The following is a 24958-nucleotide window of genomic DNA, read 5'->3' as shown; positions in this document are numbered from 1 at the left end:
TCTCACCACAAAATATACGTCAATTGTTGTTAAGTGTACAACTTAGTATTTTGCGTGATAAAAAAACGAATAAACGCTATGGTATTCCGTCAAATATAACTCAACTAGCAAAAGAAATTTATCAATCAGTAGGATTAAAAATATCAAATATTTCATTTATGATTCAATAATGTATTGATATATAATTACTTGTAAAATCATGTAGTGCCTACATAATTTTATATATATTTGTATATCAATTACTAAAGCCTAAAAAGTGGCGAAGTCGTGGGAAGATCCCGAAACAAGTTCGGGATGACGAATGGTGTGGTGAATATTGCCTATTTCAAAAGACCACCATACTACCCTCCAACCGTCATGCTGAACTCGTTTCAGCATCTCCTCAAACTACAACACTACCTCCCGATCGTCATACTGAACTCGTTTCAGCATCTCCACAAAACCCAACACTAACCAAAAACCGTCATACTGATTTTATTTCAGCATCCAATCAAAAAACATCATTATCATCATGAAACCTTTGCAAAACTCCTTTTTTATTCTCATGTAATTGAAAAAAAAATTGAAAATAAGATTGTTTTTTTTATTCCAATAACGAATACAGTTGTTTTATTATAGTTTTGCATAGGTCTCTTTTTGGACATTTTTAACCTAAGTAGGATGAATAAACAAATTCAATCAGGCTAATAAAAATAGTAATATTTATAGAAGAATAAACCCTACACCCACTGTCATACCGAGCCTGTCGAGGTATAACCATACGCAAAACTAAATGAGCATTGGGGTCATTCTTCGACAAGCTCAGAATGACGGGAAATTCGACAAGCTCAGAATGACGGGAAATTCGACAAGCTCAGAATGACTACAAAAAGGTTGGACTCGCCCCAAAAAGAGTTTTGCAAAGGTCTCACAATTAAATTTTATAATTAAGCAATATTGCTTGATATTAAATGGGTAATTATACTCTATGAATAATTTAACTCAGATTACGCATTAGAAATGCCTATACGATAAAGTGCTTGTAATCAATTTTATAAATTGGAATTGAAACAAACAGTAAATCGGGACTACCCTAACTAAATCAAGCAGTTCGGCTCGTCTCGTTATTAAACTTATAACGAGACGAAATTCCTATTGATTAATTTGGGTTTAAACTATTGAAATGCTAGGTAATATAAATTATTTAAATAAATTACGCTTTTAAAAATGTTATATTAAAGTTTAAAAAAACTGGTTTTATCTCACAATCGAAACGACCCCATTATGTACTTCGTTATCGTTTACAATTACAATATAAACAAACGAACCCATGGGCAATTCTTTGCCATTCGAAGTTCCGTCCCATTGACGGTCAGGATTAGCATATTCGCTGCCCGTTCCATCAAAAGCGAATAATTTGTTTCCCCAGCGATTATAAATTTCGATGTGAACTTTTGCTACGATGTGAATGTTTTTAATGTTAAAATGGTCGTTGGTGTTGTCGCCATTGGGAGTAAATAGGGTAGGTATTAAAATAGGAAGTTTTATATCAAAAGTATCTATAAAAGTACAATTAGCCGCATCGGTTACGGTTAAAATATAGGTACCGGCTTCGATATTGATTAAATCTTCGGTGTTTTGTCCGCTTGACCATGTATATTGGTAAGGTGGTGTTCCTCCGCTTATTTGATTGTCGATAGAAGCTACTCCGTTAATGGTATCTTTGATAACTAAAGCATTATTGGTAAAGCCATCGGGTGAAATAACGTAAATACTATCAACCTTATTGCAAGAGTTCGCATCGGTTACGGTTATACTATAATAGCCTCCTTCAATGTGATTTATAGTAGGGGTATTTTGTCCATTCGACCATTGATAAGTATAGGGGCTTACACCTCCCGAAACTTGAGCAGTGGCTGATGCAATATTATCCGATGGGCATTGATTGTTGGTAGCACTTAGCTGAAGTATGATTTCATCGGGTTCGGTAATAGTAATATTCGAAGATACCGATGTACATTGATGGCTATCGGTAACCGTTAGCGAATATACTCCGGGACCTATCTGCGTTAGTTGAGCAGAGGTCGAATTATTGTTCCAAAAATAGGTGTAGTTTGGAGTTCCACCGCTAACATGGGTTGTGATGCTTCCGTCGTGAATACCAAAACAATTTGGATTTTGAGGGGTTACATCAATTTGAATGGGCTCAGGAGCCGAAAGGTTGATGAGTGTATCTATATTACAACCATTGCCGTCGGTTATGGTTATGCTATAATAGCCACCTTGAAGATTATTAGCTATGTTAGAAGTGTTGGTGTTATCGTGCGACCAATGATATTGATAAGGCGGTGTACCTCCGCTAACGAAAAGTTGAATTTGTCCATCGTTACTGTACGAACATGCAGGGTTAATAGCATTAACAGTCATGGATGCTGAAGCAAAATTCAAAACGTTGATTACAATAGATTCAATTTTCGAACAACCATTTGCATTAGTAACCGTTACGGTATAAGTCCCTGACTGGGCTGAACTAGCATTGGGAATAGAAATAGACGATTGAGATGATTGATAACCATTCGGTCCTTGCCAACTATAGGAATTATAACCGGATGTCGCACTAATATTTAAAGTAGAACCTTGGCAAATAGGATTGCTAGCTGTTAAACTTACCGATGGAGCAGGATTAATGGTTACGTTAATACTTGTTACTGCCGTACATTGATGGGTATCGGTAATGGTAAGTGTATAGTTTCCGCCATTGTTAATCGTTGTATTATTTATAGATGGATTTTGTTGGGTACTGCTAAAACTATTTGGTCCATTCCAAACGTATGAAGCATTTGAAACATTATTGGAGTTTAAGTTAAGTGTTTGACCTTCGCAAATGGGACTATTCGATGATGCAACAGCTGTTGGGCTTTGATAAACAGTAATATTGGTTGTACTTGTTGAACCACAAGAACCGGATATGGTATAAGTAATGGTGTGTGTACCAGGTCCTGCATTGGTGGGATTAAATACGCCAAGAATAGCATCGGTAATACCATTGCCCGACCATGTGCCACCGGGCGTTGCAGCTGTTAAAGTTACAGGATTTCCGTTCGAACAAAATGGTCCGGCGGGTGTAATCGTCGAATTAAACGAACTGCTAATATAAACATCGGTGCTTGCTACTGCGGTACATCCATTCGAAGCGGTTACCGTTACGTAGTAAGTACCTTGGTTTGATAATTGTGCATTGGGAATGGTAGGATTTTGTTGAGTGCTGGTGAAGCCACCTACACCCGACCATTGATAACTGCTACCACCACTGGCATTAAGTTGTAATGTATTTCCAGTGCAAAGTGGGCTGTTGCTCGATATGCTTACCGTAGGTGTAGCATTGACGGTAACATTTATTGAGGTTGTACTTGAACATGTGCCATTGCTTACTGTTACATAATATATCCCTGAATTGGAAGTGGTAGCATTAGTAATAACAGGGTTTTGATTAGAACTGGTGAAGCCTGCTGGTCCTGACCAACTATAGGTGCTACCTCCATTAGCATATAAATTAAGTGTTTGCCCCGAACATATAGCACTGTTGCTGCTTGCTGTTGCGTTTGGTAACGTATTAACGGTAGCATAGGTCGAAGCTGTTGCTGAACAGTTGTAACTGTTGGTTACGGTAACGGTATAAGTTCCGGTTGCAGCAGTGGTGGCTGACGGAATCGAAGGATTTTGCTGTGTGCTGGTAAAACCATTAGGACCAGACCAATTATAGCTAGTTCCTCCCGAGGCATTTAATTGCAAAGTTTGTCCGGCACAAATACCGCTGTTACTGCTGATGCTTGGTGTCGGATTGGGATTAACGGTGATGGTTATTGGAACTCGTCCACCTAAATTGGTGCATCCTGAGCTACTTACAGCTTGTACATAATAAGTAGTAGTAGCTGTAGGTGACACTGTTAATGGAGTGGTTCCTAATAGAGTACCGTTGGTAGAGGCATTATATACTTGAAAGTAGCTGGCTCCGCTACCAGATGCATTGATAGTGGTCGATTGTCCGTTGCATATGGTCGTATTGGTGGCTGATACAGTAGGAGAGGATGGAGCCGCATTTACCGTTACACTGGTTGAAGATGTGCTTGAACATCCTGCCGACGAGGTAACAGTAACATAATAAGTTCCACTTGCTGCAGTACTAGCTGATGTTATACTTGGATTCTGTTGTGTACTAGAAAATCCATTTGGTCCTGACCAATTATACGTACTTCCGCCCGAGGCGCTAAGTGTTAATGTGCCACCTTGACATATTGGACCATTGTTCGAAATACTAATTGTGGGTAAAGGATTTACAACAACAGTTTTATTTAATGTTTGCTTATAGTTACAAACGCCTGTTACTTCGCATGAGTAGGTAAATGTAGTTGCCGGAGAAACCGTAATGCTTTGAGTGGTTTGTCCACCCGGTGACCATAAATAGCTGGTAGCACCCGATGGTGCCGTTAGCGTTACACTTTGACCAGGGCAAATAGAAGTGCTGGTAGCGGTAATATCAGTAAACTGAACGCCGGTATTAGCCGTTATGCTATAGTCACAAATATCTCCAGCAAAGCCATCTATCATCAAATAATATTCATTACCGACAGTTAAATTGTTGGCTGTAATGGTAAAGGTAGAAGAACCTTCTTTAAAATCGCTTACAGGAGCAAAATTGGTGCACGAATTTCCTGAAAATATTTGCATTTGAATACCTCCAGAGGGATAATTACCTACCCAACAGTTGCTAATATTAACATTGAGGGTAACACTTGTATTCGAAGCTGTAAATTTAATCCACGAATTGTTGTTAATTTGTACATCACAATTGGGAGCGCCTGTTCCCCATGAACCCCCTAAGCCGAATATACCACCGGGTTGACAGGTGCCTGGAGTATAAGTGTAAGTAGGTGGGTCGTTCATTTCAGCATTTCCTCGCATATTACCGGGTCGGTCAGCGGTAAATGCAGAACTCGTTGAACCGGCGTAGCCGTTTATGTCGCATATTTGTAGTGAATTTGAACAAGCATCGTTGGTTGGCGATTCGACACAAATAGCAAAGTCGCCCGAGGCTGAGCCAAATGCCCAATACCTTAAATAAACATACGAACCTACTGTTAAACCCGAAACATTGATATAAGGTTTCATGTCATTGCTTGTACCTGGGTAATTATGGTCATCGGAGCAGGCTATTTGACTTAATGAACCACACGTACCTGAATATAAAACCATAGCTGCATCACTTATACCATAAGCTGGCATAGGTCTAATACTCAATTTCCCATTGGAAGGAACTTTTATTTTAAACCAAACATCTTTTGAACTGGTACTAAAACCACCGGCATTGGGAGTGCCATCAAAGTTTTCGCAATTAGTCGGAAGGGGAGTAGTGGTAGAATTAGTTGCACCTGTAGTTGTAAAATAATAATAATTACATTCAGATGTTACTTCGGGCAATTCTATTGCATTTGCACATTCATCGTTGATGGGAGTTGAAGTTGAACTACCTGTTACGCATATTTGGAATGGGTATCCGCCATTTGAGTTATAATAATCGTAAACACGAATATAATAAGTCTGTCCCGGAATAAGCCCAACGGCATTGATTACTTCGTTACCATCTGTAAAGCCATCGTCTTGACAATACAAGGAGGTAAGGCTGGAGCAAGAACCCGAAAACAGTTCCACAACAGGGTCCATATTGGCAGATGGATCAACGGTGATGGTTTGAACGGCATTGGTGGCGGTGAATTTATACCACACATCGTCGTCGGGTGAACCAGCACAGGCAGGAGTGGACGATGCTGTTGCACCATACGATGAACCATTGGTATAGCTACATGTAGTACTTACAACTAAAGTACTGGCACTGCTGCAATTGTCATTTGTTGGAGCAGAGGGGGGCGTTGTTACGCAAATGGTGAATGTATTAGAACCACTACCGCTGTAATAGTGATAAATTCTTACGTAATAAGTATTGCCAACGGTTAATCCGGTAGCATATATCGTTTCGGCTTCGCCTGTCATTCCATTGTCTCGGCAATAAAGAGAAGTTAACGAACTGCAATTGCCCGAAAAAAGTTCAACTACAGGGTCGTAACTTGCCGATGGTGTAACTGTGATGACATGGCTGGTCGCTGTTGCCGTAAATTTATACCAAACGTCATCATCGGCTGTTCCTACGCAACCGGCAAACGATTGGGTTGCTCCTGCCGAAGTCCCCGATACAGGGCTTGAGCAGTTGGCAGTTACTGAAATAGTTGTTGCATTTGAGCAATCATTGCCCTGACTAAACACATTAAAAGATAATAATACAACGCTTGCAATAGCAAGTAAATTTCTTGTTTTTATCATGGTTTTGATTTTATTGTTCTACTATTTCTTCTTTTAGTTCATTAGGAACTAAATTGTTTTTGATGATAGCTTCTTTTAATGAAGTGATGTGAAATTCTTCGTCCGCTTCTGATTGACGAATTTGCTGGGTGGTATAAATGATGTATTGTGCTTTTTGCTTTTCAGGTTTATACGTGTATTTAACTTCATCTACGCCTTTAATTTGTTTAAAATCGTTTTGTAATTTTTGCAATTGCAATTCGGAATTAACATTTTCAACAATATAAGAATATTTAACATGAATATAACGGGTTGTTTTTACTTGTGCAAAGACTGTTGATAATGAAAAAGCAAAGAAAATCAAAAAACAATATTTCATAGTCTAAAAATTTTAGCAAAAATATAGTAAAAAAATAAAAAAGTCAAGGACTTATAGTAGAAATAATATACTAAATTGTTCAAATTTTTAAAAAAATATTGAAAATAAACATTTTTTTGTTTTTATAAAAAGTTTAAACCTAAGTAGCATGAATAAACAAATTCAACCAGGCTAATAAAAATAGTAATATTTTTTTGAAGAATAAACCCTAAACCCACCGTCATACCGAGCCTGTCGAGGTATAACCATACACAAACCTAAATAAGCATTGGGGTCATTCTTCGACAAGCTCAGAATAACGAGCAATTAGACAAGCTTAGAACGACGACAAAAAGGTTAGACTCGACAAAAAAGAAACTTTTATTCATCGTACTTGGGTTGAAAATATATATATTGTTTTTTATAAAATAGTTTAAGATGAAAATATTTATGATAAGGTTATATAAAAAAAAGCCGGTTTTAACCGGCTTTTTTTATATAAAACATATATTTTTATATTGTTTTTTCAGTTGCAAATGCGCTAGCTAATCTGCGGTATTGATTATAACGCCATTTTGCATTTTCTTCGGCTTCTTTAAATAAAATTTCAGCTTCTTGTGGGAAAGTCTTTTTAAGTGAAGTAAATCGGACTTCGCTATTTAAAAAGGCTTGGAATTTGCTCCAGTCGGGTTCTTTGCTATCAATTTGGAAAGGATTTAGTCCTTGTTTTTCGAGTTCTGGATTATAACGATACAAAGTCCAGTAGCCACATTCAACAGCTAATTTAGCTTCTTCTTGTGATTTACCCATGCCATCGTGTAAGCCATGATTGATACAAGGAGCATAAGCAATTATAATAGAAGGACCTTGGTAAGCTTCGGCTTCGCGAATAGCTTTTAAGTACTGTGATTGACTAGCCCCCATCGAAACTTGTGCTACATAAACATAACCGTATGTAGTAGCTATGAGTCCTAAGTCTTTTTTACGAATACGTTTACCCGAAGCAGCAAATTTAGCAACTGCAGCTAAAGGAGAAGCTTTTGATGCCTGACCACCTGTGTTGGAATATACTTCGGTGTCGAGAACTAAAATATTCACATCTTCGCCCGATGCAATTACATGGTCTAAACCACCGTAGCCAATATCGTATGCCCAACCGTCGCCGCCAATAATCCAAACACTGGGTTTTACAAAGTATTGTTCTAATGCTAATATTTCATTACAGAGTGGGTGATTTTCTTTTTTTAACATTTCAGCTACCTTAGCAGAAACTTCTTTGGTCGTAGTGCTATTATTAAAATTATCGATCCATGCCTGAATTGCTTCTTTGGTTTGAGCATTAATGTTTTCGTTTAATAATTGTTGCATATAACGTTTTACACGTTCACGGAGTTTTTTAGCACCCGATGCTATACCAAAGCCGTATTCAGCATTATCTTCGAATAAACTGTTTGCCCAAGCCACTCCTTTACCTTCTTTATTCGCACAATAAGGAGTTGAAGGAGCAGAACCACCGTATATAGAGCTGCATCCTGTAGCATTGGCAACAATCATTCTATCGCCAAAAAGTTGAGTTATAAGTTTAATATAGGGTGTTTCGCCACAACCAGCACATGCACCCGAAAATTCAAAGAGTGGTTGTGCAAATTGGCTTGCTTTTACGGTTGAGGTAGGATCGGCTATTGTTTTATAGGTAACATTTTCTGATAAGTATTCCCAACGTTTAATTTCAGCATGTTGACTTTCGAGTGTTTTAAATTCTAGGGCTTTCGTTTTTGCTGGACATACATCAACGCAATTACCACAACCTGTACAATCGAGAACACTAACTTGAATTCTGAAGTGTAAACCAGCATAATCTTTACCGTTTGCTTTCAATGTTACAGTGCCTTCGGGAGCATTTTTAAGTTCTTCTTCATTAAGTAAGAATGGACGAATAGCAGCGTGAGGACAAACAAATGAACATTGGTTACATTGAATACAGTTGTCTGAAATCCAGGTTGGAACATTAATAGCAATACCACGTTTTTCATATTTTGTAGTTCCAGCTGGGAATGTGCCGTCTTCTCTATCTAAAAATGCGCTGACTGGCAAATCATCGCCTTTAAGAGCATTGATGGGGTTTACAACTTTTTTAATAAAGTCAGGTAAATGAGAGTCTTGGGTGGTATCTTTAACTACTATATTTTTCCAATCTTGTGGTATTTCGACTTTAATAACTTTTTCGCCTGCATCTACAGCGGCATAATTGAGTTGTACTACTTTTTCACCTTTTTTGCCATATGTTTTTTCGATAGCTTTTTTCATGGCTTTTACAGCTAAATCGTATGGAATAACATTGGCAACTTTGAAGAAGGCAGCTTGCATAATTGTATTCGTTCTGCCAGGTAGACCAATTTCTTCAGCTATTTTTGAAGCATTGATGATATAGAAATTTATTTCGTTTTCTGCTAAATATTTTTTAATTGAGTCGGGCAAATGTTTTTTTGTTTCTTCTGCATCCCAGATACTGTTTAAGAGGAATGTTCCATTGCGTTTTAATCCTTTAAGCATATCGTATTTGTCTAGATACGCAGGAACATGGCAAGCAACAAAGTCGGGGTTGCAAACCAAATAAGGCGATCTTAAAACATTGTCGCTAAAACGTAAGTGCGATATGGTAACACCACCCGATTTTTTACTGTCGTATGCAAAATATGCTTGAACGTATTTATTGGTGTTTTCACCGATAATTTTGATGGAGTTTTTATTTGCGCCAACGGTACCATCGCTTCCAATGCCATAGAATTTTGCTTCGAATACGCCACCTTCGCATAAGCATTGTATTTCACGCATAGGAAGTGAAGTAAAAGTAACATCGTCTATGATACCAATTGTAAAATGATTTTTGGGTTCATTTAGAGCTAAATTGTCAAATACTGAGAACATCATTCCGGGGGTAGTGTCTTTGGAGCTTAATCCATAGCGACCACCAACGATAAGAGGTTTGTTTTCTTCACCATAGAAAACATCAACTACATCTAAATAGAGAGGTTCGCCGGTTGCTCCGGGTTCTTTGGTGCGGTCTAATACTGCAATACGTTTTACGGTTTTGGGTAAAACTTTCATGAAGTATTTTTTCGAGAATGGACGGTAAAGATGAACGCTAATTAAACCAACTTTTTCGTCGCGTTTAAGTTTGTAGTCGATTACTTCTTTTAGAGTATCGGTAATGGAGCCCATTGCAATCACAATATTTTCAGCTTCTGGATGTCCATAGTAATCGAATGGATGGTATTCGCGTCCTGTTATTTTTGCCATTTCTTGCATATAATACTCAACGATATCGGGCACGGCATCGTAAAAACGATTGGCTGCTTCGCGTGCTTGGAAATAAATATCAGGATTTTGGGCGGTACCACGAGTTACTGGGTGATTAGGGTTTAAAGCTCTATTACGGAATGCTTGTAGAGCATCTTTATCAACTAAGTTGATAATATCTTCATTCTCGATATATTCAATTTTTTGGATTTCGTGCGATGTTCTGAAACCATCGAAAAAGTGTAGAAAAGGCACTCTCGATTTAATCGCAGCTAAATGTGCCACAGGAGCAATATCCATTATTTCTTGTACTGAAGCTGTTGCTAATAAAGCAAAGCCAGTATTACGGGTTGCCATTACGTCGCTATGGTCGCCAAAAATAGATAATGCTTGTGCAGCTAAGCTACGTGCGCTAACATGAAAAACACCGGGTAATAATTCACCTGCAATTTTATACATGTTGGGAATCATGAGCAATAAACCTTGTGAGGCAGTATAAGTAGAGCATAATGTGCCTGCTTGTAAGGCTCCATGAACTGCTCCAGCGGCTCCAGCTTCTGATTGCATTTCAACTACGCGAACTGTTTCGCCAAAAATGTTTTTACGTCCTTGTGCTGCCCATTCATCAACATTTTCGGCCATATTCGAAGAGGGGGTAATAGGATAAATACATGCCATTTCGCTAAACATGTATGCAACATGCGCAGCAGCATGATTGCCATCGCATGTCATAAATTTTTTTTCTTTTGCCATTGTAAAATATTTTTAATGAGTTAGTTAATAATTCTATATTTCCATCCTCAAAAGTAGAATTTTCTTAAAAAAGAAAATATGTTTAAAAACCAATTTTATTCGCTGCTCATCGTTAGTAAAAACTCTTCGTTGCTTTGTGTCCGTGCTAAACGATCTTTGAAAAATTCCATCGCTTCTACAGGAGTCATATCTGAAAGGTAGTTACGCAATATCCAAATTCTATTGAGTACTTCTTGTGGATGTAAAAGCTCTTCACGACGTGTACTTGAAGCTAAAATATCAACAGCTGGGAAAATTCGCTTATTGGCTAGTTTTCTGTCGAGTTGGAGTTCCATATTGCCAGTGCCTTTAAATTCTTCAAAAATAACATCATCCATTTTCGATCCTGTTTCGGTTAGCGCAGTTGCTATGATAGTTAACGAACCTCCATTTTCAATGTTTCGAGCCGAACCAAAGAAACGTTTGGGTTTGTGCAGGGCGTTAGAATCAACTCCACCGGTTAAAATTTTACCCGATGCTGGTGCAACCGTGTTATATGCTCGAGCTAAGCGGGTAATAGAGTCGAGAAGTATAACGACATCATGGCCGCATTCTACCATGCGTTTAGCTCGCTCGAGAACAATATTAGCGATTTTTACATGGCGTTCGGCAGGCTCGTCGAATGTAGAGCTTATTACCTCTGCATTAACACTACGAGCCATATCGGTAACTTCTTCGGGACGTTCGTCAATGAGTAATATCATAAGATATACTTCGGGGTGGTTATGTGCTATAGCATTAGCAATTTCTTTTAATAAAACAGTTTTTCCCGTTTTGGGTTGGGCTACAATTAGTCCGCGTTGTCCCTTACCTATAGGGGCGAACATATCTACAATTCGAGTAGAGATAGTTGCTTTAGGACCTTCGGCTATATTAAATTTTTCGTTTGGAAAAAGGGGAGTAAGGTGGTCAAAGGGAACACGCTCTCTTATGAGTTCGGGAGGTAGCCCATTAATTTCTTCAATTTTTACCAATGGAAAATATTTTTCACCTTCACGTGGTGGTCTTACGGAGCCTTTTATGGTGTCACCCGTTTTTAAACCCAAGTGTTTTATTTGCGATTGTGACACATACACATCGTCGGGTGATGATAAATAATTATAATCGGGCGAGCGGAGAAAACCATAATTTTCGGGCATAATCTCTAATACACCAACGGTGGTTGCTATGCCATCAAAATCGTTGTTTTTGTCGATGATAGCTTTTTCTTGTCCGTTCTTATTGTGATAAGGAGTATATGTTTTTGGTTTAGTATTGTTTTCTGTTTTTTCTGTTTGGAGAATTGCTTCTGTTTGATTAACGGATGAATGGTTTTCATCTTCTAAAGAATTCGTTTCTTTTTTCTCTGCAATAATTTCAACTTGAACTATATCATTGGTTTTGTTATCGATGTTTATTTCTGGTTCAATGGTAATGTTGATTTCGTCATCAAATCCTTCTTGTAAGGCTTTAGGAATTATTTCTTCGTCAATTATTTCGGGGTTTGTTAATTTCGAAATAGAACTATCTATTGGTTCGGTGGTAACAATTTTGCGTTTACGTTTGCGTTTCGTTTCTTCTTTATTAATGGTTTCGTTTTCAGATTTTGTATCTTCTTCTAACTTAAATGATAATTGTAAATGGTCTTTTGTATTATTTTCTTTTTGCCATTCTGCTTCTATTATTTTTTGAATAAGTTCCTCTTTTTTTAAAACGTCGGCATACTTTACACCTAAACCTTTGGCAATACTTCGTAATTCTACTAGTTTTTTAGAAATTAATTCTGTTGCGTCAAACATACTATTTTGATTTTTTGCTAAATAAGAATAATTTGGATTTTTAAGAAAGAAAGTGATTTCTTAAACAAAAAGATTTGCAAGTTTACAAGTAAATTTTTAATTCTGCAAATAAATGCAAGTAAAAATGTGTAAAATATTAAAAAAATGAGTAGGTTTGCGTAAAAAATGATGAGGCTATTATTTTTTCTTATTACTATTTTTTTGTATCTTTGTTCTTATAGTCAAGTTTTTAAAGGTGATTCTATTTATGTAAATAAAATATCTTTTTTGTTGACCGATAGTAGTTGGCAGGGAGGCATTGTTGCTATAACAGCTAAAGATATTACCAATGATAAGCTTTTAATCGACTACAATGGAAATTTAAAGTTAACGCCTGCCTCTATTGTTAAACTTTTTACTACAGGGGCTGCTTTACATATTTTAAAACCTTCATTTCAGTTTAAAACTGAATTTTATTATACTGGTTTTGTTTCTGATTCGGTTTTAAAAGGCAATATTATCATTAAAGGGTATGGTGATCCAACTTTATATAGTCGTTTTTTTAAATCCTACTTCGAGAAAAATAGTCCGTTTGATTCTGTTGCATTATGGTTAAAATCAAAAGGAATAAAATATATTGATGGTAAAATAATAGGTGATGCCACTTTTTACAACTATAATTTACCTACTTCTACTTGGATTGTTGGCGATGTAGCCAATTATTTTGGGGCCTCGTCATGTGGATTAAATATATATAATAATGAGTATAGTCTTTATTTTAAGACTTCGGATTCATTAGAGCCTGCTACACTTACCAATATTTATCCTGAAAATATTCCAATAGAAATTATAAACAATCTTTGGGGCGGAAAAGTTTCGAACGATCAAAGTATTATATATGGCGATATTTTTGATTCTACACGCCTTGTTGTTGGACTTATTCCATTAAAATCTGATAGTTTCGAAGTTCGTGGTAGTATCCCTAATCCTCCATTAACAGCTGCCGTAATGTTACAAAAGATAATAGAAAAGTATGCAATAAAAGTAACGCAAAATCCTGATTTTCGGATGGAATATAATTATATTGTCGATACTACCGAAAAAACAACACTTTTTTATACACATTATTCTCCAAACCTCAGTCAAATCGTTAACTTGACAAATTTATACAGTATCAATATATTTGCAGAAGCTATGGCACGAATGTGTGGTTACATACAATATAAATCTACTACAACAGAATCTGGAACATTAGCAGTTAATCGTTTTTGGAAAAACAGAACAGGTGATTGTTTGCTGTATGATGCATCGGGCTTATCGCGATTTAATGCATTAAGTACACAACAATTTGTTAAAGTTTTAGAATTTATGTCAAACTATAGCTCCTATAAAAAAATATTTTATAATTCTTTAGCTGTTGCCGGCGAAAATGGTACACTTTCTAAGATGTTTGTAAATACTAAAGCACAAGGAAAAGTTGTTGCTAAAACCGGAACTATGACCAATATTCGAAGTTTAGCTGGATATATAACAACTAAAGATAAACATACCATTGCATTTGCCATTATTGTTAATAACTGCCCTCAGCCCTCAAAATGGATAAAAGATAAAATTGAACAAATTATTTTGAAACTTTTCTTTTGAATTTTCGTATAAACTTAAAAAATATTTAAATGCTTATAAAGCTATTAACATATTCACTGTTTATTAGCACAGGAGTTTTAATATTTTCGTGTACTCGGCATTGCGATTGTTCAGAACTTCATGAAGAAAATGGAATTATAAAAGATGGTCGAAATATAGCTTATACAGGTGAATGCGAAAAAATTGATGATAATATTAAAAAAGTATTTTTTTATAAAGAAGGTAAGTTGCATGGTATTTCTTACGTTTTCAAAAATACGGGTTTGAAAGTTGCTGAAATGCGTTATTTAAATGGGATAAAACAAGGACGTCAATTAGTATTTAGCGACAATGGAGATACATTAATTGAAGAAAATTATGAAAAAGGTCAACGCGAAGGAATTCAAAAAGAGTGGTATGAAAATAAGCGATTAAAGCAAGTTGCTTATTATAAAGAAGGAAAACCCAATGGCGAAATGTTGAGCTATTATGAGAATGGTAAAAAGAAAGAGCAAAAGTTTTTTAAAGAAGGCTTAAAGCATGGAGAATGGATAACATGGTATGAAAATGGAAACATTCAACAAAAAGGTAAATATAAAGATGACAAAGAACATGGAATGTGGGTATCATGGTATGAAAATGGTACGCTCGAAAAGAAGATGACATACAATGAAGGTTTACCAAAAGGAAAGTTTGAAACATGGTACGAAAACGGTAACCCTAAAGTAATGGGAAATTATTCAACAGGTTATGAAGATGGTCTTTGGGTATTTTGGTATGAAAACGGAAAAGAAAAGCGTAGAGGATATATTAAAAATGGATTAGAACAAGGAACATGGGTTACGTATTATCCTAATGGTCAGAAAATGAGTGAAGATTATTATGTAGACGGCCAAGAACATGGAACATCACGTACATGGTACGAAAATGGACAATTAAAAAGTGAGATTTCATATAAGTATGGAAAATACGATGGTGAATTATCATTATGGAAACCCAACGGACAGTTAGAGCTTAAAGCTATTTACAAAGATGGACAGACTATTCAGATACCTTATATCAAGAAAGATAGCATGAAAGTTAATCAGAATATACCAGTATTTTAATTTTTTTTACGTTTATTCGGATTTTTAAATTTTCCTTCGCGTATATATCTAATAAATTCTTGCCATGCCATAATATTAAATATTTGCATGGGTTGAGTCTGGCCTTTCCAATATAAATTATTAGCCATTTGTTGTAAATTTATTTTATATGCAATAGAAGCAGATTGAAAGTTATCATCTTCTTCCATAGTAGCTAATTGCTTTTTTAGAATGGCAAAATTTTGTTCGGCTCTACTAATATCATCGTCTGGAATAGGTGTGTTGATAAATACTTGTATAAATTGTTGATAGGTTTTCCATGGAAAAACAGTAATTTCTTTTAGTAAAATGGTATCGGGTATTAATTTGATACGCAAAAAAAGTAAATCGGTGTTGCCAATAATAGGTATGGTGTATGCAAATTTTTTGTATCCGATATGACTAAATATTAACTCTGTACCTCTTTCAACAAAAATGTTAAATTCACCTTTATCATTGGTTAAATAACCTTTTTGAGCATATTTGTCGTAAATGAATGTATAACTTAAAATGTCGTTTTGTTGATTAGTTAATAAACCTCGTATTTGTACAATTTTTTTTTCTTGTGTAAAACTGAAACCAACAAAAATAAGTAAATAAAAGACAATAAAAACATATTTCAAGTTTTGAAGTTGCATTGAAGAAAGCAATTATTTATTTTAATTTTGTGGAAATTATTTTTTGGTAAAAATGCTAATAAATTATGGTTTATCAAACACAAATATTGTTAAAACCTTATTCGTATGGTTTTCATTTAATAACGAATGAAATATTAGACGAACTTCCAAATTTGCCATCCAGCGGTTTATTAAATTTATTTATTCAGCATACATCGGCTGCTCTGACAATTAACGAAAACGCAGATTTTTCAGTTAGGAGCGATTTTAAAACTTTTTTTTCAACGCTTATGCCAGAAAATTTTAAATATTTTGAACATACATACGAAGGATTAGACGATATGCCCGCTCATATTAAATCGAGTTTAATAGGTGTTTCGTTAGTTATTCCCATTAAAGATCATAAGTTAGCTTTAGGTACTTGGCAAGGAATATATTTATGTGAATTTAGAAAATTTGGAGGAAGAAGAAAAATTATGGCTACTGTTATTAGCTAATACTAAGCAAAATGATTGCTTTATTCTTTTGATAAAAATCGTTTTTCTTTTCAGAAAAAACATGTATGTTTGAAACTTGAACTCAAAAAATTAAGTCATGGAAAAATTATTATTATTAGGTGACGAAGCTATAGCTCAAGCAGCGATTGATGCTGGAATGTCGGGCATATATGCATATCCTGGTACTCCATCAACAGAAATACCAGAGTATGTTCATGCATCAAAACAGGCGAAGGAATTAAATATAAAAGCCAATTGGTGTGCTAACGAAAAAACTGCAATGGAAGGAGCTTTAGGCATGTCGTATGCTGGTAAAAGAACAATGGTAACGATGAAACATGTCGGTTTAAACGTGGCTGCAGATGGTTTTATAAATGCTTCTATTACAGGAGCAAACGGAGGAATTATTGTGGTTGCAGCCGATGACCCTTCAATGCATTCATCGCAAAATGAGCAAGATAGTCGTTTTTATGGAAAATTTGCAATGATCCCCATTTTTGAGCCTGCCAATCAGCAAGAAGCATATGATATGGTACATTATGCTTTCGATTTGTCTGAAAAATATGCCATTCCTACTTTGCTAAGGATAACAACACGTTTAGCACATAGCCGTTCGGGCGTTAAAATAAAAGGCACTGTTCGAAAACAGAACGAATTAAAACTACCTTCTGATTTACGACAATTTGTGCTTTTACCAGTCATAGCTAAAAGAAATTACCGCCGTTTACTATCGATTCAGGATAGTTTAGAATTGGAAGCTGAAAATTCTGGATTTAATAAATACATTGATGGAAAAGATAAATCATTAGGTATTATTACATGCGGAATAGCATATAATTATTTAATGGAGAATTTTCCCAATGGTGTTCCGTATCCGGTTCTTAAAATTGGTCAGCATCCAATACCCAAAAAAATGGTAAAAAAGTTATACGATGAATGTAGCTCTATTCTTGTTTTAGAAGAGGGTTATCCACTTATCGAAGAATTGTTAAAAGGAATGCTTAATTTAGGTAAAACAATTAAAGGACGCTTAGATGGAACAGTACCTCGCGATGGTGAACTGAATCCGACAATTGTAGCTCAAGCTATTGGCTTAAAGACAAATGAGCTTAAATCAGTGCCTGAGGTAGTGGCTCCTCGTCCTCCTGCTTTGTGTAAAGGTTGTCCACATAACGATACTTATTTAGCTATAAATGAGGCTTTAAGAGATTATTCAAAGGGTAGAGTTTTTTCAGATATAGGTTGTTATACGCTGGGTGCCCTTCCTCCTTTAGAATCTATCAACACATGTGTTGATATGGGAGCTTCTATAACTATGGCAAAAGGTGCTGCCGATGCAGGTTTGGTTCCAGCTATTGCAGTTATAGGTGATAGTACTTTTACACATAGTGGTATAACAGGTTTGATTGATTGTGTAGTTCACAAATCAAATGTAAAAGTTTTTATTCTTGATAATTTTACAACGGCAATGACCGGTGGGCAACCATCAGCTGCATTAAACCGTCTTGAAGCTATTTGTCGTGGCGTTGGTGTTGAACCAGAACATATTCGAATTATTAAACCATTGGCTAAAAACCATGAAGAAAACGTAAAAATAATAAAGGAAGAATTAGCTTACGACGGTGTTTCGGTTATTATTCCTCAGCGCGAATGCATTGTTACGCTCGATAAACGTATGCGTGAAAAGTTTAAAAACAAATAAACCTAAAAAGTATAATAAGATGAAAAAAGATATAGTTTTAGCAGGTGTAGGTGGTCAAGGTATCATCTCAGTTGCAGCCATTATTGGTTTAGCAGCGTTAAATAAAGGAATGTACTTAAAACAAAGCGAGGTACATGGAATGAGTCAACGAGGTGGCGATGTTATGTCGAACCTAAGAATTTCTGATAATGAAATATTTTCAGATTTAATTCCTTTAGGACAAGCCGATATTATTATATCTCTTGAACCAATGGAGTCGTTACGCTACTTACCTTATTTAAGTACTGAAGGTTGGCTTATTACAAATAAAGCTCCTTTTGTGAACATTCCCAATTACCCCGATTTAGAAAAGATTTATAGTGAAATAAAAAAAATAAAAAATCATGTTTTAATACCTGCTGATGAAATGGCTAAAGAGTTGGGTTCCGAAAAGTCAGTTAACATGATTATTTTAGGAGCATCGGCACCCCATTTAGGTTTTTCAAAAGAGGATATGCAACAAGCTATTCATCAAATGTTTAAAAACAAAGGTGAGAGTGTGGTTGAATTAAATCTAAAAGCATTCGAATTAGGCTATAATTTTAAGTAAGTTTATCCTAAATAGCTTTTAAGTATTTTGCTCTTCGAAGTATGTTTAAGTCTTCGGAGAGCTTTTTCTTTTATTTGACGAACACGTTCTCGGGTGAGTTCAAACTTTTCGCCAATTTCGTCGAGCGAATGTTGATGATAACCATCTAAACCGTAATACATTTTAACAATATCGGCTTCACGCGGTGATAATGTATTTAATATTCGGTTTATTTCTTTTCGAAGTGAGTCGGTTATGAGGGTATTATCGGGTTGTTCATCGTCTGAAGCAGGTATTAAGTCGTACATTGAACCTTCTTCTTCGCTGTTTATTGGGGCATCCATAGAAACGTGTTTTGATGAGGTTTTAATGAATGCTTTAACATCTTCTACAGGCATTTCTAATACCTGAGCGACTTCTTCGGCAGAAGGTTCGCGTTCTAACTCTTGTTCTAAACGTATAAAAGCTTTGGTAACTTTGTTGTGTAATCCTACTTTATTGAGTGGTAATCGAACAATGCGAGCTTGTTCGGCAAGAGCTTGTAATATTGATTGACGAATCCACCATACCGCATATGAAATAAATTTGAACCCTCTTGTTTCATCAAATCGCATAGCTGCCCTCATAAGCCCTAAATTTCCTTCATTTATAAGGTCGGGTAAGCTTAATCCTTGATTCTGGTATTGCTTGGCAACAGAAACTACAAACCGAAGATTTGAATTGACTAATTTATTAAATGCTTCTTGATCGCCTTCGCGTATTTTTCGAGCAAGTTCAACTTCTTCGTCAACGCTCAATAAATCCATTCTACCAATTTCATGTAAGTATTTATCGAGCGAGGGATTTTCTCTATTCGTTACTTGTTTCGTAATTTTTAATTGTCTCATAGCGTTGCGATTTGGTTTACAAGCTTTATTACGATACAATGTTATAATGGTTACATTTTTTATATAGAATTTTATGTATTCCTGTAAATAGCTCATATTTAATTTAAAGAAAAGTTTTATTGAGTATATAATTCCGCAAAGTGTTAAAAAAATAAAAATTATGGATAAGTATTTTTTTTCTTTAAAAAATATGTTCTAACTTTGTACGATAAATTTAAAAACGTACATTTTAAAATATGGGTATACCAAAACTAAAAGAACAAATTATTTTAACTAGCCGCGAAGTGTTTTCTAAGTTTGGGTTTAAAAAAACTTCTGTTGAAGAAATAGCTCAAACCATGCGAAAAAAGAAAAGCTCTATTTATTATTACTTTAAATCGAAAGAAGAAATATTTGAAGCAGTTCTTGATTATGAAGCCAATATATTGCGACAAGAAATAATGAAAAAACTTTTAGAACAAAAAAATGCTTCAGACAAATTGAGAACATACGTACATACTCGAATGCATTTTTTAAAAAAAATGATAAACTTTTATGATGCTCTCAAAAACGATTATTTTAATCATATGCCATTTATTGAAAAAATTAGAAAAAAATTTGATAATGAAGAAATCAGTATGATTCAAACAATTTTAACAGAGGGTGTAGTAAAAAAAGAGTTTTCTATTGATCATGTTGATTTAGCTGCTTTAGCTATTTTTACTGCAATGAAGGGTCTTGAGATACCCTTTGTAAGCGACGATGATGATTTAAGTGAGCGATTAAATTACTTAATGGATATACTTTTTTATGGAATAAAAAATAAGTAATATACGATTTTAAATAAAAAGTCTAAAAATATGAAAAAAATTGCTGAATTTGTTTTGAAAAAACGTTTAATTGTTTTAATGTTAATTGGTTTATTAACCATTTTCTTTTCATTTTTTATACCAAGGCTAAAAATAAATCCCGATGTGCTTAATTATTTACCCAAAGACGACCCTGTTACGATGACTTTTGATAGCATTGGAGACGCATACCAAGGTAATATGATTGCTTTGATTGGCTATAGTTGCGATAATGTATTTTCTACCGATGCATTGAAAGAAGTGAATGCTCTTACTGATTCTATTTCGACTATGCAGGGAGTTTCGGCTGTTACTTCTATTATTAATATTATAGATGCCCGCAATGTGGATAGTGTATTACAAGTAGTTCCTCTAATAGATAAGGACAATATTCCAACGGACGCAAAAGTATTAGATTCCATTAAAAAATATGTGCTATCAAAAGATATTTATCGAGGTTTCTTTGTTTCGGAGGATGCTAAAGCAACGCTCATTACTTATAGAATAAAACCAGATTTTGTTGAGGCAATTGATTCTACGATTAAAAAAGATTCAGTTTTACATTATTATCAACAAAAATATAAGCCTCCTATTTATTCGATAAGTTTAAATAAAACAAAGGATAGTGTAGAGGTAAAGGTAGATAAAACGGTGGTATCCAATATGGTTCGCAATAAATTGAATCAATGGAAACTAAAGGGTAAACTATATTTTGGGGGATTGCCCTATATGGTATCTGATATTGGAGCTATTATTTCGCACGATATTGTTACATTAGGTATTTTAGCTTTTATTATTATTTTAATTGTACTTTATTTGTCATTTAAGTCGTGGAGAGGTGTGGTAATGCCCGTGTTGGCCGTAGCGATTGCTATTGATTGGGTGCTCGGTATTATGGGAATTTTTGGTTTTGAAATAACGATGGTTACCAATGTTACGCCTGTTATACTATTAGCAACAGGTAGCGCTTACACTATTCATGTCATAAATCGTATTCAAGAAGAAGTGCTTAATGGCGAACATACTCTAAACTATTTAATTGTAAAAGCGATGGCCTATGTTTCTATTCCTGTATTTTTTGCTGCTTTAACAACGGTTATAGGTTTTATATCATTTATTTTTGGTAGTTATTTAGTGATGATTAGCCAATTTGGTGTTTTTACAGCTCTTGGTGTTTTCTTTTCATTTATTCTTGCCATTACTTTTGTGCCAGCATTTTTATCTTATTTCCCATTTAAGAAAAAACTTGTAGTTACTGACAAAAAACAAAAGAAAAGCCCACTTAATAAAGTGCTTCATTTTATAGGTTTCTTAAATTTTAATCGTAAAATTACGGTGATTGTTACGTGGTCTATTCTCATAGTATTTTTTATTATAGGGTTATTTAAAATTGAGCGTAGGGTAGATTTATTAGATTATTTTAAAGATAATTATCCAAGCAAAAAAACTGAAAACTTTTTGCGCGAAAAGTTTGGTGGAACTTCATATATGTTCTTGAATTTTAAAGGAAATATTCAAGATTATAAAACTTTGCAGTTAATGGATACCGTTCAAAATTTTGTAACATCGATGCCTGAAATTTCACATTCACTTTCTGTTGTGAATATTTTAAAGGAAATGAACGATGTTATGGGTGAAGGGAAACAATTACCTTCAAATCAGGAAAAAGTATATAATTTATGGTTTTTACTCGAAGGTCAAGAAACAATGAACCAGATTGTGGCTAATGGTAACACCGAAGGTTTAATTCAAGCTACTTTAAACACTACCGATAGTAAAAAAATGGCAGCAATGGTTGATAAATTGGATAAGTATCTTGAAAAACATCATATCGATTCGTGTTCAATTCGACAATCGGGTTTTCCAAGTATTTACAAAAAAATTGATGAAAGCCTTATTAATAGTCAACTTTATAGCTTGGTTATAGCATTAATATTAGTTTATTTTCTTGTATCTTATTTATTAAAATCGTTTAAAAATGGTTTATTGGCTATTATTCCTATTGTTGCTACTGTTATTACGCTGTTCGGAACAATGGGATGGCTTCATATTCCATTAGATGTAGCCACTGTATTGGTAGCATCGGTGAGTATGGGGATAGGTATAGATTATGCTATTCATTTTATTTCGCATGTAACATACGAACAAAAAAATGGTGTTTCTATGCATGAGGCTATAGAAGATGCTACTTTAACGAGTGGTCGAGCTATTGTAATAAATGTATTATCTGTAACGCTCGGATTTTTAGTACTCCTATTTTCTGATTTGGTGCCATTGCAACGATTTGGCTTATTGATAGGAGTTACCATGTTAACGAGCGGTTTTTCTACCTTAACTTTATTAGCTGCAGTAATGAACTTAAAAACTAAAAAATAATTTTTATGAAGACAAATTTTTTAACAGTTGTTGCTATGATTGCAACATTAAACATGGCAGTAGCACAATCAGCTACAGAAGTTTTAAAGAAAATGGACGATGTGATTTATGCTCCCAAAGATCAGTCCATTAGTATTAAAATGACCGTTTTTGATAAGAACGGGAAAACAAGTATTCGCGAGGCCAAAACTTTACAAAAGGGCAACGACAAAAGGTTATTCCGTTTTACTTCGCCGGCATCGCAAGCAGGAATAGGTATTTTATCTCTTCCAAATGACGTAATGTATTTGTATATGCCTGCTTACGAAAAAGAACGTAGAATAGCTTCGAGTGCTAAAAATCAAGGATTTGCTGGTACCGATTTTAGCTACGATGATATGGAAAGTAAGCTTTATCAGGAGAAATACGATGCTGTATCGTTAAAAACTGAAAATAATATGTGGGTGCTCGAATTAAAACCTAAGGCTACTAATAAAACCGATTACAATAAGTTAATTGTAACCATTGGAAAAGACAATAATTATCCACGTAAAGTGCAATATTTTGACAAGGGCAATACTCAAATTAAAGAGCTTAATAATACTAAAATTGAAAAGAAGGGAAATTATTGGGTAGCCACATTGTTTGAAATGAAAGACCTTAAAAAAGGTACCAAAACACAAATGGAATTTACTTCGGTTGAATACGATAAAGGATTAAAAGACGAAGAATTTTCGGTACGTAAACTTATTCAAAAATAATGATTATGAAGCGGTTAAGTATTTTATTGGGCTTCGTTTTAATAGGTCCTCTGATGCTTTTGGCACAAGAGGGTATTCAATGGCGAGGGTATTTCCAGCCCGACCATCGGTTGAATTTAAACAATGGCGATTGGCTTTGGAACGAAAACAGGCTATCGTTAGGATTTGATAAAAAGTTTGAAGAAAAAGCAAAAATTACTACTGATATTTGGATACGAAACATGGGCTTTACGAATGAACGTGAGCTCATTAAGGTTCCCGAAATTCGTGAGGCAAAAGTTGAAATTTACGATTTTTTAATCCCAAAACTCGATTTATCCATTGGACGTCAACGAATAAAATGGGGTACTGCCGACAAAATAAATCCAACCGATAATTTAAATCCATACGATCTAGAGGATATTTGGGATTTTGGTCGCCATAAGGGTAGCGATGCTATTTTGCTTCGTTATTATCCTGCCGATGATGCCAAGATTGAAGCGGTTTATATGCCTTTGTTTCAGCAGGCTCAATTCCCAATTGGCGTATATTCCAGCCTTTTAATGCCTGAATTTACATTCCCTGATAGTATGGCCATTGTACAAAAGCCCGGTTATCCGCCTTTGCCATTTCCTTCTAAAACTGGTATTGTTGTAGATACTGTTGCTCTTGTTTATCAAAATCCTTTGATGAATGCAAAAAATCAGTCATCGTTTGCTTTTAAAGCAGCTAAACAACTCTTTGGGGTTGATTTTTCACTTTCTTATTCTTATGGCTATGATGGCTTGCCTATTGCTTCAGAAGCAAATGTGGTGATTGATAGTTTAAATTTTATTCAAAACAAAACTTATGTTCATGTCAATACTAATTTGATTTATCCTCGTTTTCATCGTTTTGGATTCGATTTTACGGGTAATTTAAAAGGTGTAGGTGTTTGGGGCGAAGCTTGTTTGATTAAACCCGATAAAACCTATAAATTGACGACTCACTTGCCGGATGTTAATCAGACATTGGGATTTGACGCTGGTATAGTTCAGCCACAAATTCCTGATTCTGTAATTTTCGACGAAAATAAACCTTGGTTACATTTTGTAGTTGGCATGGATTATACTTTTAGCAATGGTATTTATTCGAATTTACAGTACGTTCATGGATTTTTGCACGAAAGAGGAGCAGATGACCTCAACGATTATTATATTCTTCGAATTGAAAAGAAATTATTTGATGATAAGTTGAAGTTTGCTCCATTAAGTGGTGGTTTTATGGTTGGCGATTACAGCGATGTTAAAAATCAATATGCTTTGTTTTGGCTACCCGAACTGACTTATTATCCAAACGATAATGCAGAATTGACTATTGGAGTGAAATATCTTGATGGAAAAGGTAGTGCTGCATTCTCTAAGTTAAAAGAATACGATGAAGTATATTTAAAATTAAAATATTCTTTCTAAAGGGTTATAGTTAACGTTAGTTTGTAC

The 24958-nt window shown here is 35.0% G+C and carries 16 protein-coding genes; 10 read left to right on the top strand and 6 right to left on the bottom strand.

Annotation, left to right across the window (positions count from 1 at the left end):
* Positions 1 to 170, top strand: a 170-nt coding sequence (locus HPY79_07815; protein ID NSW45702.1) for a hypothetical protein, incomplete at its 5' end; no start/stop codon positions are given.
* Between the two features lie 1066 nt (positions 171 to 1236).
* Here HPY79_07815 and HPY79_07810 read toward each other — a convergent pair.
* The 4 genes from HPY79_07810 to rho all read right to left on the bottom strand — a co-directional run bounded on the left by HPY79_07810 (position 1237) and on the right by rho (position 12561).
* Positions 1237 to 6354: a gliding motility-associated C-terminal domain-containing protein gene (locus HPY79_07810; GenBank protein NSW45701.1), complete on the bottom strand. Its 5118-nt coding sequence runs from the start codon at positions 6352 to 6354 to the stop codon at positions 1237 to 1239.
* A gap of 10 nt (positions 6355 to 6364) precedes the next feature.
* On the bottom strand, positions 6365 to 6712 hold the full coding sequence (locus HPY79_07805) for a hypothetical protein (protein NSW45700.1): 348 nt from the start codon (positions 6710 to 6712) through the stop codon (positions 6365 to 6367).
* Positions 6713 to 7204: 492 nt separating this feature from the next.
* Positions 7205 to 10744 (bottom strand): pyruvate:ferredoxin (flavodoxin) oxidoreductase, encoded by a 3540-nt coding sequence (nifJ, locus tag HPY79_07800; protein NSW45699.1) that lies wholly within the window; start codon positions 10742 to 10744, stop codon positions 7205 to 7207.
* 95 nt (positions 10745 to 10839) lie between these two features.
* Positions 10840 to 12561, bottom strand: coding sequence for a transcription termination factor Rho (gene rho / locus HPY79_07795; protein ID NSW45698.1), 1722 nt, complete (start codon positions 12559 to 12561; stop codon positions 10840 to 10842).
* A 168-nt stretch (positions 12562 to 12729) separates the two neighbouring features.
* Here rho and dacB point away from each other — a divergent pair, with 168 nt between their 5' ends.
* Both dacB and HPY79_07785 read left to right on the top strand, forming a co-directional pair.
* Entirely contained in the window at positions 12730 to 14184 is a 1455-nt protein-coding gene (dacB, locus tag HPY79_07790; GenBank protein ID NSW45697.1) for a D-alanyl-D-alanine carboxypeptidase/D-alanyl-D-alanine-endopeptidase, read from the top strand.
* Positions 14185 to 14213: 29 nt separating this feature from the next.
* On the top strand, positions 14214 to 15269 hold the full coding sequence (locus HPY79_07785) for a toxin-antitoxin system YwqK family antitoxin (GenBank protein NSW45696.1): 1056 nt from the start codon (positions 14214 to 14216) through the stop codon (positions 15267 to 15269).
* Here the strand turns inward: HPY79_07785 and HPY79_07780 are convergent.
* The gene (locus HPY79_07780; protein NSW45695.1) at positions 15266 to 15925 is read right to left on the bottom strand and encodes a hypothetical protein; all 660 of its coding nucleotides are present in this window, start codon (positions 15923 to 15925) and stop codon (positions 15266 to 15268) included. The two genes, HPY79_07785 and HPY79_07780, sit on opposite strands and share 4 nt — an antisense overlap.
* A gap of 65 nt (positions 15926 to 15990) precedes the next feature.
* On the opposite strand from HPY79_07780, the gene HPY79_07775 reads away from it, so the two are divergent.
* The 3 genes from HPY79_07775 to HPY79_07765 all read left to right on the top strand — a co-directional run bounded on the left by HPY79_07775 (position 15991) and on the right by HPY79_07765 (position 18692).
* Positions 15991 to 16401, top strand: coding sequence for a YjbQ family protein (locus HPY79_07775; protein NSW45694.1), 411 nt, complete (start codon positions 15991 to 15993; stop codon positions 16399 to 16401).
* A gap of 97 nt (positions 16402 to 16498) precedes the next feature.
* On the top strand, positions 16499 to 18103 hold the full coding sequence (locus tag HPY79_07770) for an indolepyruvate ferredoxin oxidoreductase (GenBank protein ID NSW45693.1): 1605 nt from the start codon (positions 16499 to 16501) through the stop codon (positions 18101 to 18103).
* Positions 18104 to 18122: 19 nt separating this feature from the next.
* Positions 18123 to 18692 (top strand): indolepyruvate oxidoreductase subunit beta, encoded by a 570-nt coding sequence (locus tag HPY79_07765; protein ID NSW45692.1) that lies wholly within the window; start codon positions 18123 to 18125, stop codon positions 18690 to 18692.
* A 2-nt stretch (positions 18693 to 18694) separates the two neighbouring features.
* Here the strand turns inward: HPY79_07765 and HPY79_07760 are convergent, their stop codons facing one another.
* Positions 18695 to 19558 carry a sigma-70 family RNA polymerase sigma factor gene (locus HPY79_07760; protein ID NSW45691.1) on the bottom strand — a complete coding sequence of 288 codons (864 nt, stop codon included), beginning with the start codon at positions 19556 to 19558 and terminating at the stop codon, positions 18695 to 18697.
* 236 nt (positions 19559 to 19794) lie between these two features.
* Between HPY79_07760 and HPY79_07755 the strand changes: the two genes are divergently transcribed.
* Genes HPY79_07755 through HPY79_07740 form a run of 4 tightly spaced genes read left to right on the top strand, consistent with a single transcriptional unit; the run spans position 19795 to position 24931 of the window.
* The gene (locus tag HPY79_07755; protein NSW45690.1) at positions 19795 to 20367 is read left to right on the top strand and encodes a TetR/AcrR family transcriptional regulator; all 573 of its coding nucleotides are present in this window, start codon (positions 19795 to 19797) and stop codon (positions 20365 to 20367) included.
* 30 nt (positions 20368 to 20397) lie between these two features.
* Entirely contained in the window at positions 20398 to 22761 is a 2364-nt protein-coding gene (locus HPY79_07750; GenBank protein NSW45689.1) for an RND family transporter, read from the top strand.
* Between the two features lie 5 nt (positions 22762 to 22766).
* On the top strand, positions 22767 to 23501 hold the full coding sequence (locus HPY79_07745; GenBank protein NSW45688.1) for an outer membrane lipoprotein-sorting protein: 735 nt from the start codon (positions 22767 to 22769) through the stop codon (positions 23499 to 23501).
* A gap of 5 nt (positions 23502 to 23506) precedes the next feature.
* Positions 23507 to 24931 carry a hypothetical protein gene (locus tag HPY79_07740; GenBank protein NSW45687.1) on the top strand — a complete coding sequence of 475 codons (1425 nt, stop codon included), beginning with the start codon at positions 23507 to 23509 and terminating at the stop codon, positions 24929 to 24931.
* Positions 24932 to 24958 lie beyond the last annotated feature (27 nt).

It is taken from the genome of Bacteroidales bacterium (assembly GCA_013314715.1).
Lineage (GTDB): Bacteria > Bacteroidota > Bacteroidia > Bacteroidales > GWA2-32-17 > Ch61.
This window is presented reverse-complemented; position numbering and strand designations above follow the sequence as displayed.

Bases quoted from the DNA above. Each gene is read 5' to 3' on its own strand.
- HPY79_07770 (NSW45693.1), top strand. From the start codon at position 16,499: ATGGAAAAATTATTATTATTAGGTGACGAAGCTATAGCTCAAGCAGCG.
- HPY79_07760 (NSW45691.1), bottom strand. From the start codon at position 19,558: ATGAGACAATTAAAAATTACGAAACAAGTAACGAATAGAGAAAATCCC.
- dacB (NSW45697.1), top strand. From the start codon at position 12,730: ATGAGGCTATTATTTTTTCTTATTACTATTTTTTTGTATCTTTGTTCT.
- HPY79_07805 (NSW45700.1), bottom strand. From the start codon at position 6,712: ATGAAATATTGTTTTTTGATTTTCTTTGCTTTTTCATTATCAACAGTC.
- HPY79_07755 (NSW45690.1), top strand. From the start codon at position 19,795: ATGGGTATACCAAAACTAAAAGAACAAATTATTTTAACTAGCCGCGAA.
- HPY79_07740 (NSW45687.1), top strand. From the start codon at position 23,507: ATGAAGCGGTTAAGTATTTTATTGGGCTTCGTTTTAATAGGTCCTCTG.
- HPY79_07785 (NSW45696.1), top strand. From the start codon at position 14,214: ATGCTTATAAAGCTATTAACATATTCACTGTTTATTAGCACAGGAGTT.
- HPY79_07745 (NSW45688.1), top strand. From the start codon at position 22,767: ATGAAGACAAATTTTTTAACAGTTGTTGCTATGATTGCAACATTAAAC.
- HPY79_07765 (NSW45692.1), top strand. From the start codon at position 18,123: ATGAAAAAAGATATAGTTTTAGCAGGTGTAGGTGGTCAAGGTATCATC.
- nifJ (NSW45699.1), bottom strand. From the start codon at position 10,744: ATGGCAAAAGAAAAAAAATTTATGACATGCGATGGCAATCATGCTGCT.
- HPY79_07750 (NSW45689.1), top strand. From the start codon at position 20,398: ATGAAAAAAATTGCTGAATTTGTTTTGAAAAAACGTTTAATTGTTTTA.
- HPY79_07775 (NSW45694.1), top strand. From the start codon at position 15,991: ATGGTTTATCAAACACAAATATTGTTAAAACCTTATTCGTATGGTTTT.
- HPY79_07780 (NSW45695.1), bottom strand. From the start codon at position 15,925: ATGCAACTTCAAAACTTGAAATATGTTTTTATTGTCTTTTATTTACTT.
- HPY79_07810 (NSW45701.1), bottom strand. From the start codon at position 6,354: ATGATAAAAACAAGAAATTTACTTGCTATTGCAAGCGTTGTATTATTA.
- rho (NSW45698.1), bottom strand. From the start codon at position 12,561: ATGTTTGACGCAACAGAATTAATTTCTAAAAAACTAGTAGAATTACGA.